Genomic DNA, 13913 nt, shown 5'->3' on the forward strand with positions numbered 1-13913 from the left:
GCCTGGTGGCACGCCGCCCAGGTGGAGGAAGTTACGTGACCGGTTTCATCTCGAAGTGCGTCTTGCGTTCGGCGGTGCTTTCGTTTGCCATCGTCGCCGCGGGCGCCACGGCGGCATCGGCTGCCGACAAGATCACCATCATCGTCGGCGGCATGGAAAAGCAGATCTATCTGCCGGCCGTGCTCACCCAGCAGCTCGGCTACTTCAAGGATGAGGGGCTCGATGTCGAGCTGGTCAACTCCCGCGCCGGCGTCGAGGCCGAGAATGAGTTGCTGGCCGGTGCCGTGCAGGGCGTCGTCGGCTTCTATGATCACACCGTCGACTTGCAGTCGAAGGGCAAATACATCCAGTCGATCGTCCAGTTCAGCCAGGCGCCGGGCGAGGTCGAGCTGGTTTCGGCCAAGCATCCGGAAATCAAGTCGCCGGCCGACTTCAAGGGCGCCACGCTCGGCGTCACCGGTCTTGGCTCCTCGACCGATTTCCTGACGCAGTATCTCGCCGTGCGCAACGGCCTTAAGCCGGGCGACTACACGCTGCTGCCGGTGGGCGCCGGCAACACTTTCATCGCTGCCGTCAAGCAGGACCAGATCCAGGCCGGCATGACCACCGAGCCGACCATCGCCAAGCTGCTTCAGACCGGCGAGGCCAAGGTGCTGGTCGATATGCGCACGCCCGAAAAGACCAGGGAAGCGCTGGGCGGCGACTATCCGGCGGCATCCTTCTATGTCCAGTCCGCCTGGATCGAGAGCCATAAGGACGAGGCGCAGAAGCTCGCCAACGCTTTCGTCAAGACGATGAAGTATATCGCCAGCCATTCGGCCGAAGAGATCGCGGACCAGATGCCGAAGGATTATTACGCCGGCAACAAGGACCTCTATGTGCAAGGGTTGGCCGGCGGCAAGGCGATGTTCACGCCTGACGGCCGCATGCCCGCCGATGGCCCGGAGACGGTGCTGAAGGTGCTGTCGATCTTCTCGAAGAGCTTGCAGGGCAAGCAGATCGATCTGTCGAAGACCTATACCACGGCATTCGTCGACGCCGCCAAGTAGCGCCGACAGGGAGCCGGGCCTGCCGGCTCGGTCGTTGAAGAACAACAAGTCGCGCCGCTTGCCTGAATCAATTCGGCAGCGGCGCCTTTCCGGATACCGAGGCGCGGCGGGCCCATGGGCTCGAGCCCCAACCATCCTCGCACCATCGCTACAGGAGTGTGCCATGCAGTTGCAAACCATGGCGGCCGAGAAATTGTCTCCGGCCGCGGCGCCGGCCGATGCCGCGATCGCCATCGACGATGTGACGCTGCGCTTCGTCACCCCCGACGGCCACATGATGACGGCCATCCGCGATTTCACCATGACGGTGGCGCGCGGCGAGTTCGCCTGCGTCGTCGGCCCGACCGGCTGCGGCAAATCGACGACGCTCAACCTCGTCACCGGGCTGCTCAGGCCGACGACCGGCAATGTCCGCGTCATGGGCAATCCCGTAACCGAGATCAGCCGCGACATCGGTTTCGTCTTCCAGGCGGACGCGCTGTTTCCGTGGCGCAGCGTCATCGACAATGTCGCCGCCGGCCCGCTCTATCGCGGCACGCCGAAGGCGCAAGCCTATGACCGGGCGCGCGACTGGATCGCACGCGTCGGCCTTGCGCGTTTCGAGAAACACTATCCGCACCAGCTCTCTGGCGGCATGCGCAAGCGGGTCGCGCTAGCGCAAACCTTCATCAACCAGCCGAAGATTCTGCTGATGGACGAGCCGTTCAGCGCGCTCGACATGCAGACCCGCACCGCCATGCAGGACGAGCTGCTCGGCCTCTGGTCGGAACTCAAATCCTCCGTCGTCTTCGTCACTCACGATCTCGAGGAGGCGGTGGCACTGGCCGACAAGGTCTATGTGCTCACCGCCGGGCCGGGCACGGTGAAGAGTGTCTACCGCATCGACCTGCCGCGCCCGCGTGTCATGGCCGACATCCGCTACGATCCGAAATTCATCGAGATCGCCAAGGTGATCTGGAACGACCTGCGCGAGGAAGTGCAGCTCGGCCAGAGCCGCGGCCTGCAGACCGGCCATTGAAAGGAGACTTGCCATGACCGCCATCTCTCCAGCCTCTCACCAAGCCGCCCGCGCGACCTCGATCGTCGCCGCGGAAGCCCGGGCGAGGGCGCGGCTGCGCCGCCGCCATGCCCTGGTTATCGGCCTGCGGCTCGCCATCCTGATCGTCTTCCTCGCTCTTTGGGAACTTGGCGCCGATCACGGCGTCATCGATCCGTTCTTCTTCTCAAGTCCCTCCGGCATCTGGGAGCAGATCTGGTCCTGGGTCACCGAGGGCACCTCGCAGGGGCCGCTCTGGCTGCAGATCTATGTGACGCTCGAGGAAACCTTCCTCGGCTTCGCCATCGGCGCCGTCGGCGGCATCGCCGCCGGCATCATCCTTGGCCGCAACAAGCTCCTGGCGGATGTCTTCTCGATCTACATCAAGATCGCCAACTCGGTGCCGCGCGTCGTGCTGGGCTCGGTCTTCATCATAGCGCTCGGCCTCGGCATGGCCTCCAAGGTGGCGCTGGCCGTCGTCATGGTGTTCTTCGTGGTCTTCGCCAACGCCTTCCAGGGCGTGCGCGAGGCCGACAGGGCGATGATCGCCAACGCTCAGATCCTCGGCGCCTCGCCCTACCAGATCACCACCACAGTCATCATTCCATCGGCCATGAGCTGGATCCTGGCGAGCCTGCATGTCAGCTTTGGCTTCGCGCTGGTCGGCGCCGTGGTCGGCGAGTTCCTCGGCGCCAAGCAGGGCATGGGCTTGCTGATCTCGACCGCCCAGGGCGCGTTCAACGCCAATGGCGTCTTCGCCGCCATGATTATCCTGGCGGTGATGGCGCTGGTGGTGGAGTTCATCATCACCCGCTTCGAGAACTACGTCGTCAAATGGCGCCCGGCGCCGTTCAACGAGCAGGGGACCTGACCGCTCCACTCGGCCTGTCCTGGGGTGCGGCGAGCGGCAGCCGGACCTCGACCCTGAGCCCGCTGCCGGCGGCCTCGCCGAGCGCAACGCTGCCGCCGGCATTCTCGACCACCTCGCGTACGATCGCGAGTCCGAGCCCGCTGCCTTCCTCGGCAGCACCGGCAATACGATAGAAGCGCTCGAAGACCTGCTCGCGCTCTTCGGCCGGAATGCCGGGACCGGTGTCGGTGACCGTCATCACGCCCTCGCGACCGATCGCGGCCAGCTTGACGGTCACCGTGCCGCCAGCTGGCGTGTAGCGCAGCGCGTTGTCGACCAGGTTGACGATCATCTCGCGCAGCATGGTGCCGTCGCCGATGACGGGAACAGGTCCGGCTTCCTCGAGCCCAAGATCGATGTTGCGCTCGACGGCCTTCGGCGCATGTGTTTCCAGCACCTCGCGGGCGGCTTCGGTGAGGTCGATGCGGTCGGCACGCGGCCGGCGGCTGCCCGGCTCGGCGCGCGACAGCGTGAGCAGCTGTTCGGCCAGCCGCGCCAGCCGGCCGGAGCCTGCCTGTAGGGCCACCAGCGCCTCCTCGCGCCGGTCGGTGGCGCTCTCGCGCAGCGCATAGCTCGCCTGTGTCGACATGAGCGCCAGCGGCGTGCGCAGCTGGTGCGCGGCATTGGCGATGAAGCGGCGCTGCGCCGCCATCTGCGCCCGCACGCGCTCCATATAGGCGTTGAGCGCGTCGATCAGCGGCCGGATCTCGCTTTGCGCGCCCGGCACCTCGACCGGGTCGAGATCGCTGCGATCCGGCGAGCGCACCGTATCGCGCAGGCGCATCAGCGGCGCCAGCCCGCGGCGCAGGCCAAGCAGCACGAAGAGGCCGGCGATCGCCACCAGCGCCAGCTGCTGGGCAAAGGCGCTGAACCACAGCCGCTGCACCATCGCGTCATGGCCGGCGAGCGTGACGCCCACCGTGACCCTGATCGGCGAATCCGTGCCGGCGCCGATCACGGCATGGCTGAGCGTTGTCAGACGCAGCCGACGATCGCGATAGGAAGCCTCGATGCTGCCGCTCTGCGACGCCTGGGGGAGGTCGGGATATCCGGTCAGCAGCCGGCCGTTGGCGGTCTCGACCCGGTAGTAGACGCTGTCGCGGTCGCCGGTGTCGAACATCTCGATCGCCGCCGGCGGAATGGTGGCGTCGAGCACGCCTTCGGCCATCGCCACCCGCTCGGCGATCGCGCGCGCCGAGCCGACCAGCATCCGGTCGGTGACCAGATCCGCCGTCGCCAGCGCGTTGCGCTGGCTGGTCCACAGATTGACCGTCACCAGCGCGGCAAGCGGCAGCACCACCCATGCCAGCAATTGCAGGCGGAGGCTGCTAATCTTCATGGCCCCTAATCTTCATGACGGAGCAGATAGCCCAGGCCGCGCAAGGTGGCGATCTGCACGCGCGAGCCTTCCAGCTTCTTGCGCAGCCGATGCACGTAGATCTCGATGGCGCTGGGATCGGCGTCGGTGTCGAAGTCGTAGATCGCCGCCGAGAGTGCCGCCTTGCTCACCGTGCGCCCCGCCTTGACCACCAGCTGTTCCAGCACCGCATGTTCGCGCGGCGTCAGCGAAAGCGCCGCGCCGCCGAGCGAGAACAGCCTGGTGTTGGTGTCGAAGACGAGGTCGCCGCAGGAGATGACGGGCGCTGTCCGGTCGTTGGCGCGGCGCAGCTGCACGCGGATGCGCGCTTCCAGTTCCTCGATCTGGAAGGGTTTTGCCAGATAGTCGTCGGCGCCCTCGTTGAGGCCCTTCACCCGGCCGTCGAGACTGGCATTGGCGGTGAGCACGATGACCGGCACCGGGTTGCCGCGGGCCCTCAGCCGCTTCAGCACCTCCATCCCGCCCATGCGCGGCAGGGCGAGGTCGAGGATGATCAGCGCATGGTCGCCGGCCGCCAGCGCATGCTCGACGTCTTCGCCGTGATGCACGACGTCGACGACGTAGCTCGCCTGGCGCAGCGTCTTGCTCAGCCAATCGGCCAGTTCGCGATTGTCTTCGACAAGCAGGAGCCGCATCGTCCATCGCTGTTCGGCAAATGCCTCCATCCGGGTGGCGCCGGGCTTTCGCAAGCGCGGCGGGCGGTCCGAACGGAAAGTTTGAAAGCAATCGATAGTCTCGATCCGCCGACAAGGCAAACGCCGGCTGAAATCGGTTCCGTCGGTCGGCCTGGAGGCCCAATTCGCTCGCGTGATGGATAAAACCGAACGGTTCGGTTCAATTTATGTTGACGGTTCGTGTAACTCAGGTGAACGCTGGCTCGCTGTCCAGACCGTGAGACCTCGTCCGCTAATACTGCAAGTAGTTGATATTCAAACAAAAGAATGTGGCAGCCGCGCTGTTCACGCGATTTCAAGGTCGAACCGAACGGTTCGATTTGCACATCTTCGTGATTGGAAATGGCAACAGGACCGACCCATCTCGGGGTGGTCCGAGCGACGCGAATTTCCATTACGGCACGCCACTTGACGGACAGGATTTTGAAAATCTGGAGTACGTAAAATGAACAAGATTGCTCTTACCGCCGCGGTCCTTCTCGTTGCCACGGGCAGCGCCTTCGCCGGCAGCGACCATTACGGTTCCGACAACGTCAACCAGCCGGCCGTCACCCAGTCGGTTGCGCCGCGCTCGGGCGACAACATCGACCGCAGCATCACCGGTTCGATCCGCAAGTTCGAGCAGCGCGATCTCAGGATCACGCCCGATCAGAACCAGCCGGAATCCGGCCAGGGCATTTGGGGCCGCTAGGCCTCCGTCCCGAACCGATCAGAACCACAACTCTCAAATCTGGAGTAACTGAAATGACCAAGATCGCTCTTACCGCCGCTGCCCTTCTCGTTGCCACTGGTGCCGCTTTCGCCGGCTCCGACAACTACGGTTCGGCCAACGCCAAACAGCCGGCTGCTTCGGTCGACACCTCGTACACCGCTTCGGTCAAGAAGTCTGATGCGAATGTCCAGAAGCCCGTCACCCAGGGCAGCGACCGCGACCTGTTCGGCAACCACTAACCGGCCTGTCAGGGCAACCTTGCCAACATCCCCCCTCAATTTCGGAGTAACTGAAATGACCAAGATCGCTCTTACCGCCGCCGCCCTTCTCGTTGCCACCGGTGCCGCTTTCGCCGGCTCCGACAACTACGGTTCGGCCAACGCCAACCAGCCGGCTGCTTCGGTCGACACCTCGTACACCGCTTCGGTCAAGAAGTCTGATGCGAACGTCCAGAAGCCGGTTACCCAGGGCGCCGACCGCGATCTGTTCGGCAACCACTAGACGGTCGATCCTCGATGGATCTCAAAGCGGCGGGCTTGTCCCGCCGCTCTGTTTTTGGAGCCGGCTATCCGCGGGCCGGCTTGTGTCGTGACTATAGGCCCGGCTGCGCACAGAGGCGCTCTATTCCAAATCCTTCGGCCTGACGAAATGCGTCAGTCGCGCTCCGCCGAAGTCGAGCTTCGCCCAATCCTCCTTCACCGTGAACCGGGCCAGTGCCGCCGTCGGGAACTTCGCTTCGACTTTCTTGAACACACCCTCGTCCGATCCGGTGCCGGCGAGCCGCAGCACGAAATTCTGCAGGCCGGGATTGTGGCCGATCACGACCAGGCTGGTGGCTTTCGCCTGCCGCACGCACGCCAGGATGGCGGCCGGCGCCCCCTCGTAGAGCTCCTCGGCGAATTCCGCCGGCCCATGCTTCGGCAATTCGGCGGCGACCAGCCGCCAGGTGTCGCGGGTGCGCAGCGCCGGCGAGACCAGTGCCAGATCCGGCAGCCAGCCGCGCCGCGAAAGCTCGCGCCCGATCAGCGGTGCCGTCTTCAGCCCGCGCGGGGCGAGCGGACGGTCGAAATCGGCGAGCTTGGGATCGTCCCGGCTCGACTTGGCATGGCGCAGCACAAGGAGTTGTCTGGGCGTCGCCATGGCAGTCCTACGGCGTGATGCGCGCCAGCTGTTCGAGGTCGGTTTCCTCGCGCAGCGGGTCGGGCGCCATCACCACTGAAGTGGCGTTGTCGGCGTCGTCGGCGAAATGGGCAAGCACGGTGTGGCCCTTTTCCATGCGCGCCTTGCCTTCGGCGACCAGCCCCAGCGCCAGCGGATAGAGCCGGTGCTCCACCTTCAGCACCCGCGCGGCTAAAGTGTCCTCGTTGTCGCCGACCATCACCGGCACGGCGGCCTGGGCGATGATCGGCCCGTCATCCATCTCGGGCGTGACGAAATGCACGGAGCAGCCATGGATGCGCACGCCCGCGCGGATGGCCCGCGCATGCGTGTCCAGCCCCTTGAAGGCAGGCAGAAGGGCAGGGTGGATGTTGACCATGCGCCCCTGCCATTTTTCGACCAGGCCGCGGCCGAGGATGCGCATATAGCCGGCCAGAGCCACGATCTCGGCGCCGAAGCCGGTAAGCGCGGCATCGATCGCAGCGTCATGTGCGTCCTTGCTCGGATGGTCGGCGCGCTGAATCACCTTGGTGGCGATGCCGCGCGACTGCGCGAGGCCGAGGCCCGCGGCGTTCGCACGATCCGAGATGACGCCGACGATCTCGGTCGGATAGGTCGGGTCGCTGGCTGCCGCGATCAGCGCCGTCATGTTGGAGCCGCGACCCGAGATCAGGACGACCGTGCGTTTCCTGCTCATAGTTCGATCGAGCCCCGGTAGATGACGCCGGCGTCGCGGCGCGGCACGATGCGACCGATCGGCGTCACCGTCTCGCCGGCTTCCTGCAGCACCGCTGCCACCTGCGCCGCCTGGCCGGAAGCAACGGCGAGGATCATGCCGATGCCGCAGTTGAAGGTGCGCATCATCTCTTGCGGCGCCACGCCGCCGGTCCTGGCGAGCCACGAGAATACAGGCGGTACGTCGATCGCTTCGAGGTCGAGCTCGGCGGAGAAATCCTTGGGCAGCACGCGCGGAATGTTTTCCGGAAAACCGCCGCCGGTGATATGAGCCAGCGCCTTGATGCCATGCGTGTTGCGGATCGCCTTCAGGATCGACTTCACATAGATGCGCGTCGGCTCGAGCAGCGCCTCGGCGAGGCTGAGCTCATCGTTGAACGGCGCCGGATCGCTCCAGCCGAGCCCGCTGGCGTCGACGATGCGGCGCACCAGCGAAAAGCCGTTGGAGTGGAGGCCGGAGGACGCGAGGCCAAGCAGCACGTCGCCCTCGACGATGTCGTCGGTGGGCAGCAACTGGCCGCGCTCGGCCGCGCCCACGGCAAAGCCGGCAAGGTCGTAATCCTTGTCGTGATACATGCCGGGCATCTCGGCGGTCTCGCCGCCGATCAGCGCGCAGCCGGCCTGCCGGCAGCCTTGCGCGATGCCGCCGACGATGGACGCGCCCTGGTCCGGATCGAGCTTGCCGGTAGCGAAATAGTCGAGGAAGAACAGCGGCTCGGCGCCCTGCACGACGATATCGTTGACGCACATGGCGACGAGGTCGATGCCGATGGTGTCGTGCTTGCTGGAATCGATGGCGATCTTGAGCTTGGTGCCGACCCCGTCATTGGCCGCGACCAGCACCGGATCGGTGAAGCCGGCGGCTTTCAAATCGAACAGGCCGCCGAAGCCGCCGATCTCGCCGTCGGCACCCGGCCGGCGCGTCGCGCGCACGAGCGGCTTGATCTTCTCGACCATGAGATTGCCGGCATCGATATCGACGCCCGCCTCGGCATAGGTGAGCCCGTTCTTGCGCTTGGCCTTGTCGCCGTTGCTCATCTTCGGCTCATCCCTGTTTCCATTGCGGGCTCATCGCATGAATGGTTTCGGGGGGCAAGGCGCGTGAGAGCCAATCTCCCCCCTTGAGGGGGGAGATGTCGCCGGAGGCGACAGAGGGGGGTCGCCTCGCGTGGAGCTCCAGCGCCTTGTGCGCCAGAAATGGAGGTCGGCGATCGACGCGTGAGGCGACTGGCCTGCCGGCCATCTTCCCCCTCGAGAGGGGAGATCAGCAACTCCTCCCTTGCGCGCACCTCTCATCTCCATCAACTATCTTCCAACAAAACCCATGACGGGACATCACGTGACCATACCCAACATGATCACGATCATGCGGCTGCTGCTGGTGCCGGCCGTGGTGTTGGCCATGCTGCAGGCGCGCTGGGACTGGGCCTTTGCCGGCTTCCTCGTCGCCGGCATCTCCGACGGCATCGACGGTTTCATCGCTCGCCGCTACCGGTTGTTCTCGCGGCTCGGCGCTTATCTCGATCCGGTCGCCGACAAGCTTCTCCTGGTCTCGGTCTTCGTCGTCATGGGTTATGCCAGGGAACTGCCGCTCTGGCTTGTCGTGACCATGGTCTCGCGCGACGCGCTGATCGTCTGCGCCGTGCTTTTGTCCAGCGTGATGGCGCAGCCGGTCGAGATGAAGCCGCTCTTGGTCTCCAAGGTGAACACCGCCGTGCAGATCGCGCTGGCGGCGCTTGTGCTGGGCGAGCTTGCCTTTTCCATGCATCTCTATCCGCTCCGGCCGGCGCTCATATTGCTCTCCGGGGTCTTGACCGTGGCTTCGGCCGCGGCCTATCTCGTGGCCTGGCTAAGGCATATGAGTGGCTATGGCGAAGGCTCCCGGACGAGCAACACCAAGTCGGGCAATTCCAGCACGGACACCTGACGGCGAAGCCTGGACGGCCGCGGCCTCGACCGCGTTGCGCCGGCAGATCGCGTTCTGGCTGATCGTCGCCGTGCTTCTGGCGCTGTTCCTCTATGTCTTCTCCGGCATCCTCTTGCCCTTCGTCGCCGGCATGGTACTCGCTTATTTCCTCGATCCGGTGGCCGATCGGCTGCAGCGGCTCGGCCTCTCCCGGCTGATGGCGACGGTGGTGATCCTCATTGCCTTCGTCGTCGTCGTGGTGCTCGCCTTCGTTATCCTGGTGCCTGTGCTGGCCACGCAGATGGCCGATTTCGCGCGCAAGCTGCCGGAATATCTCACCCGCCTGCAGTCGCTCATCACCAGCTTCGACCCGAAGTGGCTGGAGCAGCGTTTTGGCGTCAACGCGGCCAGCCTGCGCGACGGACTGAACTCGCTGCTCACCACCGGTTTCGGGCTGCTCACCACCGTCTTCACCTCGATCTGGAGCTCGGGCGTGGCGCTGGTTTCGGTGGTCAGCCTCTTCGTCGTCACCCCGGTCGTGGCCTTCTACATGCTGCTCGACTGGGACCGCATGGTGGCCGTGGTCGACAGCTGGGTTCCGCGCGACTACGTCGAGACGGTCAGGGCGCTTGCCCGCGAGATCAACACCGCCACCGCCGGCTTCGTGCGCGGGCAGGGCACGCTCTGCCTTGTGCTGGGCGCCATGTACGCCACCGGCCTGACGCTGACGGGGCTGAACTTCGCCATCCTCATCGGCTTCTTCGCCGGGCTGATCTCCTTCATCCCCTATGTCGGCTCGCTGACTGGGCTGGTGCTGGCGGTCGGCGTCGCCTTCGTCCAGTTCTGGCCGGATTGGACGATGATCGTGGCGGTGGCCTGCGTGTTCTTCGTCGGCCAGTTCATCGAGGGCAATATCCTGCAGCCGAGGCTGGTCGGCAAAAGCGTCGGACTGCATCCGGTTTGGCTGATGTTCGCGCTCTTTGCCTTCGGTGCGCTGTTCGGCTTCGTCGGCCTGCTGATTGCGGTGCCGGCTTCGGCGGCCATTGCCGTGCTGGTGCGCTTTGCGATTGCCCGCTACCTCGAATCGCCGCTCTACAACGGCCATGCCACCGAGCCCGCACCTCCTTTGCCGGCGGATCGCGGCGGCGGCCACCGCTCACCGCCGCGTGGCTGAAATGGCTGGCGAACGAACCGGTCCACCGCGCCAGCTGCCGCTCGATCTCGGCCACGGTACCGGCTACTCGCGCGACGAGCTCGTCGTCTCCGGGGCCAACGCGCAGGCCGCAGCACTGGTCGACCGCTGGCCGGACTGGCCCGCGCCGGTGGTGGTGCTCGCCGGCCCTCCCGGGTCCGGCAAGACGCATCTCGCCCAGATCTGGCAAGCGCATGCGCACGCTGTCGCCATCGCTCCCGATCACATCGGCGAGCACATTGGCGGGCTAGGCGCGAGCCCCGCGCTGATCGACGACATCGACAAGCTCCCGATCGACGAGCAAGGCCTGTTCCACCTGATCAACACCGTGCGCGGCGCCGGCTCCACGCTGCTTCTGACGGCGCGGCGCTTTCCCTCGGCCTGGCGCGTCGCGCTGCCGGACCTCATCTCGCGGCTGAAAGCGGCGGCGACCATCGAGATCCACGAGCCGGACGACCTGCTGCTCGCCGGCGTTATCACCAAGCTCTTCGCCGACCGCCAGGTCGAGGTCGAGCCGCATGTCGTGCAATATCTGGTGCGGCGCATCGAACGCTCGCTGGCGACTGCCATGCGGGTCGTGGAGCGCCTCGACCGCGCCGCTCTCGAGCGCAAGACCCCGATCACCCGAGCGCTCGCCGCCGAGACCGTCAGCGCCATGGACGAGGGCCAGGGCGAGTTCGATATTTAGGATGTCGAGGAAGGCTGCTCCGGGATTGTGCGCTCTCTACGCCCATAATCCCGCCAGATGCCGAGCCAGCAGATAGACTCCCGTATGCGCTGCCACGTAGCATGCGGCGACAAAGACGAAGAACACAAGGCTGCCGATCCGCGACCGGGCGACGCTGCCATTCTGCCTCTTGCTCGGCCGGTTGTTCCAAACCCACAGAGCAGCGCACAGGATTGCCCAGGCGACCGCCACCGGAACCGCGAAGCCATAATAGGCCAAATAGGCCGGGCCGATCAGCGACAGCAGCGCCTCGAGAATAGGCATCCAGAGTCCCCCTTGCCCCGTTTGCCCGGAGTTTAGAGCAACTCCGGGAAAAGCGCGTAGCGGTTTTCCGTCCGGAGTTGCGGGACGATCGTGGCTGTCCCATTTCGAGCCACTTCCCTGGCATCCATCTTGCAGCGTGGAAGACGCCGGTTGATCCCGGTCCCGGTCACATTGCAGATCGGGTTGTAGGCTCGCCGGGCTCGAGGTTGTTGGGGACTCGCCCGGCGGGTTTACTCGGTTCCACGCCGACGGCTCCCTTCAGAGATCAAGGCCTGTTGCTCGATGCTGGACACCTTCAGCCCGTCTTGCCATGGCTGGTGAGCAAGCGCAGCACTTGCACGCTCTTCGGCAGCTCGATCAGGAATTCCGCGTCGCGGTCGAGGTGGTGGACCTGGGTCGGCCCGCCGCCGGTGAAGCGCGCCATTGCCTCGATGCTCTCCCAATAGGAGATCGTCACGAACTCGGAATGGGTCGCCGTGTCCTCGCGAAATGTCTGGACGCCGAGTGCCTTTTCGATGAGTGGCTTGATGCCGGTCTCGTAATTGTAAGTTTCATAGTCGTCCGCTTTTTCCGGCAAGGTCCTGCCGCGCCAGATGCGGGCGATGGTGGGGGTCCTTGGAGTGTCGGCCATGGCAACAGAACTTCTGAAGGCCGACAGGGTTCCCGAAGCGCGGGCTCTAGGATGTTCAGGAAAACTGGTCGGAGTGGCGTGATTCGAACACGCGACCCCCTGATCCCAAATCATATCATCTGCGTTGCGTGGCTACATATTGCGTTGCATATGGTTGCACGCAGCTGGTTTTAAGACATTGAACTACCATGATAAATGCAACTCTATCCAATGATGTGTGACTGAAGGCCCGTTGATTTTATTTTGGCAAACCCGTACACGGTGGCTACATTGTGGTTACACGGAGGGGTGAGATGCCGATTTTGAAGCTGACCAAGCGGAACGTCGAAGCTATCGAAAAGCCAGGTAGCGCGGCACCGGTTTTTTATTGGGATGAAGATCTAAAAGGCTTCGGTTTGCGCTTCATGCCTTCCGGTGTCGCTACCTGGATCGTTGAATACCGACCTGGTGCAGGCGGACGAGGAGTCGCGAAGAAGCGCGTCAAAATTGGACGGCTTGATAAGCTCGAGGCGGACAAGGCGCGCGAGGCTGCGAAGAAGATTTTAGCCGGTGTGGAATTAGGTGCGGATCCCGCCAAGGCAAAGGCGGAGGAGCGCGCCACACAGGTTTTTTCGCAACTGGCCGCGACTTACGTGGAGGATCACATGAGGACCCACCGCAAGTCCGCTACGGCTGACTATTACACATACGTTATCGACAAGCATCTTACGCCGCACATCGGCAGTAAGCGCGCGAACACGATCACCGCTGATGATATCGGCGCAATGCACCGTGCGATTGGCAAGACGGGAGGGAAGTACATAGCTAACCGCGCGCTTGCCGTGGCGTCTGCGGTGTTTAACTGGGCTAAAATGGACAATCCGGTGAAGGGCGTTCGCAAGTTCAAGGAGGATGGGCGCGAACGCTTTTTGACAAACGAAGAGTTGCAGCGCCTTGGTGACGCCATGCGCGAGGCAGAGACGATAGGCCTGCCCTATGATGTCGACGAAGATAGGCCGAACGCCAAGCATGCACGCAAGCGAGCGAACAGGCGCATTGTTTACGGTCCACACGCTGTAGGCGCAATCAGGCTGTTGATGCTCACGGGTTGCCGGCTTCGAGAAATCTTGAACCTCCGATGGAATGAGGTCGACCTTGATCGCGGGATGCTTTTCCTTCCGGATTCGAAGACGGGGAAAAAGCCGGTCATGTTGCCGACTGCGGCGCAGGAGTTGCTTCGCTCACTGCCCCGCATCGGAGAGATTGTCATCGCTGGCCGTGTCGCCGGCACGGATGACGAGGCACCGCGCCACGACTTGAAAAAGCCTTGGGCTGCTATCCTTAAGCGTGCGGGGCTTAGCGGGATTCGCATTCACGACTTGAGGCACACTTTTGGCAGCGTAGGCGCGGGGAGTGGTTTGGGCTTGCCGGTTATCGGAAACCTTCTTGGACACAAGAACCAGAAGACAACAGAACGATATGCGCACGTCGCCAACGATGCCGCCAAGCGTGCGGCGGATATGATTGGCGAGAAAATCTCGGCGGCACTTGGGACCAGCTGA

General features: G+C 64.3%; 17 protein-coding genes. 10 read left to right on the top strand and 7 right to left on the bottom strand.

Features of this window, described 5'->3' with window-relative positions:
• Window positions 1–35: 35 nt before the first annotated feature.
• The 3 genes from CK224_RS28990 to CK224_RS29000 all read left to right on the top strand — a co-directional run bounded on the left by CK224_RS28990 (window position 36) and on the right by CK224_RS29000 (window position 2956).
• Complete coding sequence (locus CK224_RS28990) at window positions 36–1049, top strand: ABC transporter substrate-binding protein (protein ID WP_095784160.1); 1014 nt, start codon at window positions 36–38, stop codon at window positions 1047–1049.
• Between the two features lie 163 nt (window positions 1050–1212).
• Complete coding sequence (locus tag CK224_RS28995; protein WP_095784161.1) at window positions 1213–2067, top strand: ABC transporter ATP-binding protein; 855 nt, start codon at window positions 1213–1215, stop codon at window positions 2065–2067.
• 13 nt (window positions 2068–2080) lie between these two features.
• Complete coding sequence (locus tag CK224_RS29000; protein WP_095779135.1) at window positions 2081–2956, top strand: ABC transporter permease; 876 nt, start codon at window positions 2081–2083, stop codon at window positions 2954–2956.
• Here the strand turns inward: CK224_RS29000 and CK224_RS29005 are convergent.
• Both CK224_RS29005 and CK224_RS29010 read right to left on the bottom strand, forming a co-directional pair.
• On the bottom strand, window positions 2937–4334 hold the full coding sequence (locus CK224_RS29005; protein WP_095784162.1) for a sensor histidine kinase: 1398 nt from the start codon (window positions 4332–4334) through the stop codon (window positions 2937–2939). The two genes, CK224_RS29000 and CK224_RS29005, sit on opposite strands and share 20 nt — an antisense overlap.
• Before the next feature lie 5 nt (window positions 4335–4339).
• Window positions 4340–5008, bottom strand: coding sequence for a response regulator (locus CK224_RS29010; protein ID WP_095784232.1), 669 nt, complete (start codon window positions 5006–5008; stop codon window positions 4340–4342).
• Window positions 5009–5492: 484 nt separating this feature from the next.
• On the opposite strand from CK224_RS29010, the gene CK224_RS29015 reads away from it, so the two are divergent.
• From CK224_RS29015 to CK224_RS29025, 3 genes are read left to right on the top strand one after another with little or no spacing between them, the layout of a single operon-like run.
• Window positions 5493–5738: a DUF680 domain-containing protein gene (locus CK224_RS29015; RefSeq protein ID WP_066995852.1), complete on the top strand. Its 246-nt coding sequence runs from the start codon at window positions 5493–5495 to the stop codon at window positions 5736–5738.
• Window positions 5739–5791: 53 nt separating this feature from the next.
• Window positions 5792–5998 carry a DUF680 domain-containing protein gene (locus CK224_RS29020; protein WP_095779133.1) on the top strand — a complete coding sequence of 69 codons (207 nt, stop codon included), beginning with the start codon at window positions 5792–5794 and terminating at the stop codon, window positions 5996–5998.
• A 55-nt stretch (window positions 5999–6053) separates the two neighbouring features.
• Window positions 6054–6260, top strand: a complete 207-nt coding sequence (locus tag CK224_RS29025; RefSeq protein ID WP_095784163.1) for a DUF680 domain-containing protein — start codon at window positions 6054–6056, stop codon at window positions 6258–6260.
• A gap of 120 nt (window positions 6261–6380) precedes the next feature.
• Here the strand turns inward: CK224_RS29025 and CK224_RS29030 are convergent, their stop codons facing one another.
• Genes CK224_RS29030 through purM form a run of 3 tightly spaced genes read right to left on the bottom strand, consistent with a single transcriptional unit; the run spans window position 6381 to window position 8690 of the window.
• Entirely contained in the window at window positions 6381–6899 is a 519-nt protein-coding gene (locus CK224_RS29030) for a histidine phosphatase family protein (protein WP_066995860.1), read from the bottom strand.
• A gap of 7 nt (window positions 6900–6906) precedes the next feature.
• The gene (gene purN / locus CK224_RS29035) at window positions 6907–7614 is read right to left on the bottom strand and encodes a phosphoribosylglycinamide formyltransferase (RefSeq protein WP_066995863.1); all 708 of its coding nucleotides are present in this window, start codon (window positions 7612–7614) and stop codon (window positions 6907–6909) included.
• Window positions 7611–8690, bottom strand: a complete 1080-nt coding sequence (gene purM / locus CK224_RS29040) for a phosphoribosylformylglycinamidine cyclo-ligase (protein ID WP_066995866.1) — start codon at window positions 8688–8690, stop codon at window positions 7611–7613. The genes purN and purM overlap by 4 nt, the downstream gene beginning before the upstream one ends.
• A gap of 301 nt (window positions 8691–8991) precedes the next feature.
• Between purM and CK224_RS29045 the strand changes: the two genes are divergently transcribed.
• From CK224_RS29045 to hdaA, 3 genes are read left to right on the top strand one after another with little or no spacing between them, the layout of a single operon-like run.
• Window positions 8992–9579: a CDP-alcohol phosphatidyltransferase family protein gene (locus tag CK224_RS29045; protein WP_095784233.1), complete on the top strand. Its 588-nt coding sequence runs from the start codon at window positions 8992–8994 to the stop codon at window positions 9577–9579.
• Window positions 9521–10732: an AI-2E family transporter gene (locus CK224_RS29050; protein ID WP_066995869.1), complete on the top strand. Its 1212-nt coding sequence runs from the start codon at window positions 9521–9523 to the stop codon at window positions 10730–10732. Before CK224_RS29045 ends, CK224_RS29050 begins: the two co-directional genes overlap by 59 nt.
• Before the next feature lies 1 nt (window position 10733).
• Window positions 10734–11438: a DnaA regulatory inactivator HdaA gene (gene hdaA / locus CK224_RS29055; RefSeq protein ID WP_066995872.1), complete on the top strand. Its 705-nt coding sequence runs from the start codon at window positions 10734–10736 to the stop codon at window positions 11436–11438.
• A gap of 36 nt (window positions 11439–11474) precedes the next feature.
• On the opposite strand, the gene CK224_RS29060 is transcribed toward hdaA, so the two are convergent.
• Window positions 11475–11741 (bottom strand): hypothetical protein, encoded by a 267-nt coding sequence (locus CK224_RS29060; protein ID WP_095784164.1) that lies wholly within the window; start codon window positions 11739–11741, stop codon window positions 11475–11477.
• A 295-nt stretch (window positions 11742–12036) separates the two neighbouring features.
• Window positions 12037–12372: a hypothetical protein gene (locus CK224_RS29065; protein ID WP_095784165.1), complete on the bottom strand. Its 336-nt coding sequence runs from the start codon at window positions 12370–12372 to the stop codon at window positions 12037–12039.
• 293 nt (window positions 12373–12665) lie between these two features.
• Between CK224_RS29065 and CK224_RS29070 the strand changes: the two genes are divergently transcribed.
• Entirely contained in the window at window positions 12666–13913 is a 1248-nt protein-coding gene (locus CK224_RS29070) for a site-specific integrase (protein WP_095784166.1), read from the top strand.

It is taken from the genome of Mesorhizobium sp. WSM3862, from assembly GCF_002294985.1.
Classification (GTDB): Bacteria; Pseudomonadota; Alphaproteobacteria; order Rhizobiales; family Rhizobiaceae; genus Mesorhizobium.

Bases quoted from the DNA above. Each gene is read 5' to 3' on its own strand.
- CK224_RS28995 (WP_095784161.1), top strand. From the start codon at position 1,213: ATGCAGTTGCAAACCATGGCGGCCGAGAAATTGTCTCCGGCCGCGGCG.
- CK224_RS29000 (WP_095779135.1), top strand. From the start codon at position 2,081: ATGACCGCCATCTCTCCAGCCTCTCACCAAGCCGCCCGCGCGACCTCG.
- CK224_RS29005 (WP_095784162.1), bottom strand. From the start codon at position 4,334: ATGAAGATTAGCAGCCTCCGCCTGCAATTGCTGGCATGGGTGGTGCTG.
- CK224_RS29010 (WP_095784232.1), bottom strand. From the start codon at position 5,008: ATGCGGCTCCTGCTTGTCGAAGACAATCGCGAACTGGCCGATTGGCTG.
- CK224_RS29015 (WP_066995852.1), top strand. From the start codon at position 5,493: ATGAACAAGATTGCTCTTACCGCCGCGGTCCTTCTCGTTGCCACGGGC.
- CK224_RS29020 (WP_095779133.1), top strand. From the start codon at position 5,792: ATGACCAAGATCGCTCTTACCGCCGCTGCCCTTCTCGTTGCCACTGGT.
- CK224_RS29025 (WP_095784163.1), top strand. From the start codon at position 6,054: ATGACCAAGATCGCTCTTACCGCCGCCGCCCTTCTCGTTGCCACCGGT.
- CK224_RS29030 (WP_066995860.1), bottom strand. From the start codon at position 6,899: ATGGCGACGCCCAGACAACTCCTTGTGCTGCGCCATGCCAAGTCGAGC.
- purN (WP_066995863.1), bottom strand. From the start codon at position 7,614: ATGAGCAGGAAACGCACGGTCGTCCTGATCTCGGGTCGCGGCTCCAAC.
- purM (WP_066995866.1), bottom strand. From the start codon at position 8,690: ATGAGCAACGGCGACAAGGCCAAGCGCAAGAACGGGCTCACCTATGCC.
- CK224_RS29050 (WP_066995869.1), top strand. From the start codon at position 9,521: ATGGCGAAGGCTCCCGGACGAGCAACACCAAGTCGGGCAATTCCAGCA.
- hdaA (WP_066995872.1), top strand. From the start codon at position 10,734: ATGGCTGGCGAACGAACCGGTCCACCGCGCCAGCTGCCGCTCGATCTC.
- CK224_RS29060 (WP_095784164.1), bottom strand. From the start codon at position 11,741: ATGCCTATTCTCGAGGCGCTGCTGTCGCTGATCGGCCCGGCCTATTTG.
- CK224_RS29065 (WP_095784165.1), bottom strand. From the start codon at position 12,372: ATGGCCGACACTCCAAGGACCCCCACCATCGCCCGCATCTGGCGCGGC.
- CK224_RS29070 (WP_095784166.1), top strand. From the start codon at position 12,666: ATGCCGATTTTGAAGCTGACCAAGCGGAACGTCGAAGCTATCGAAAAG.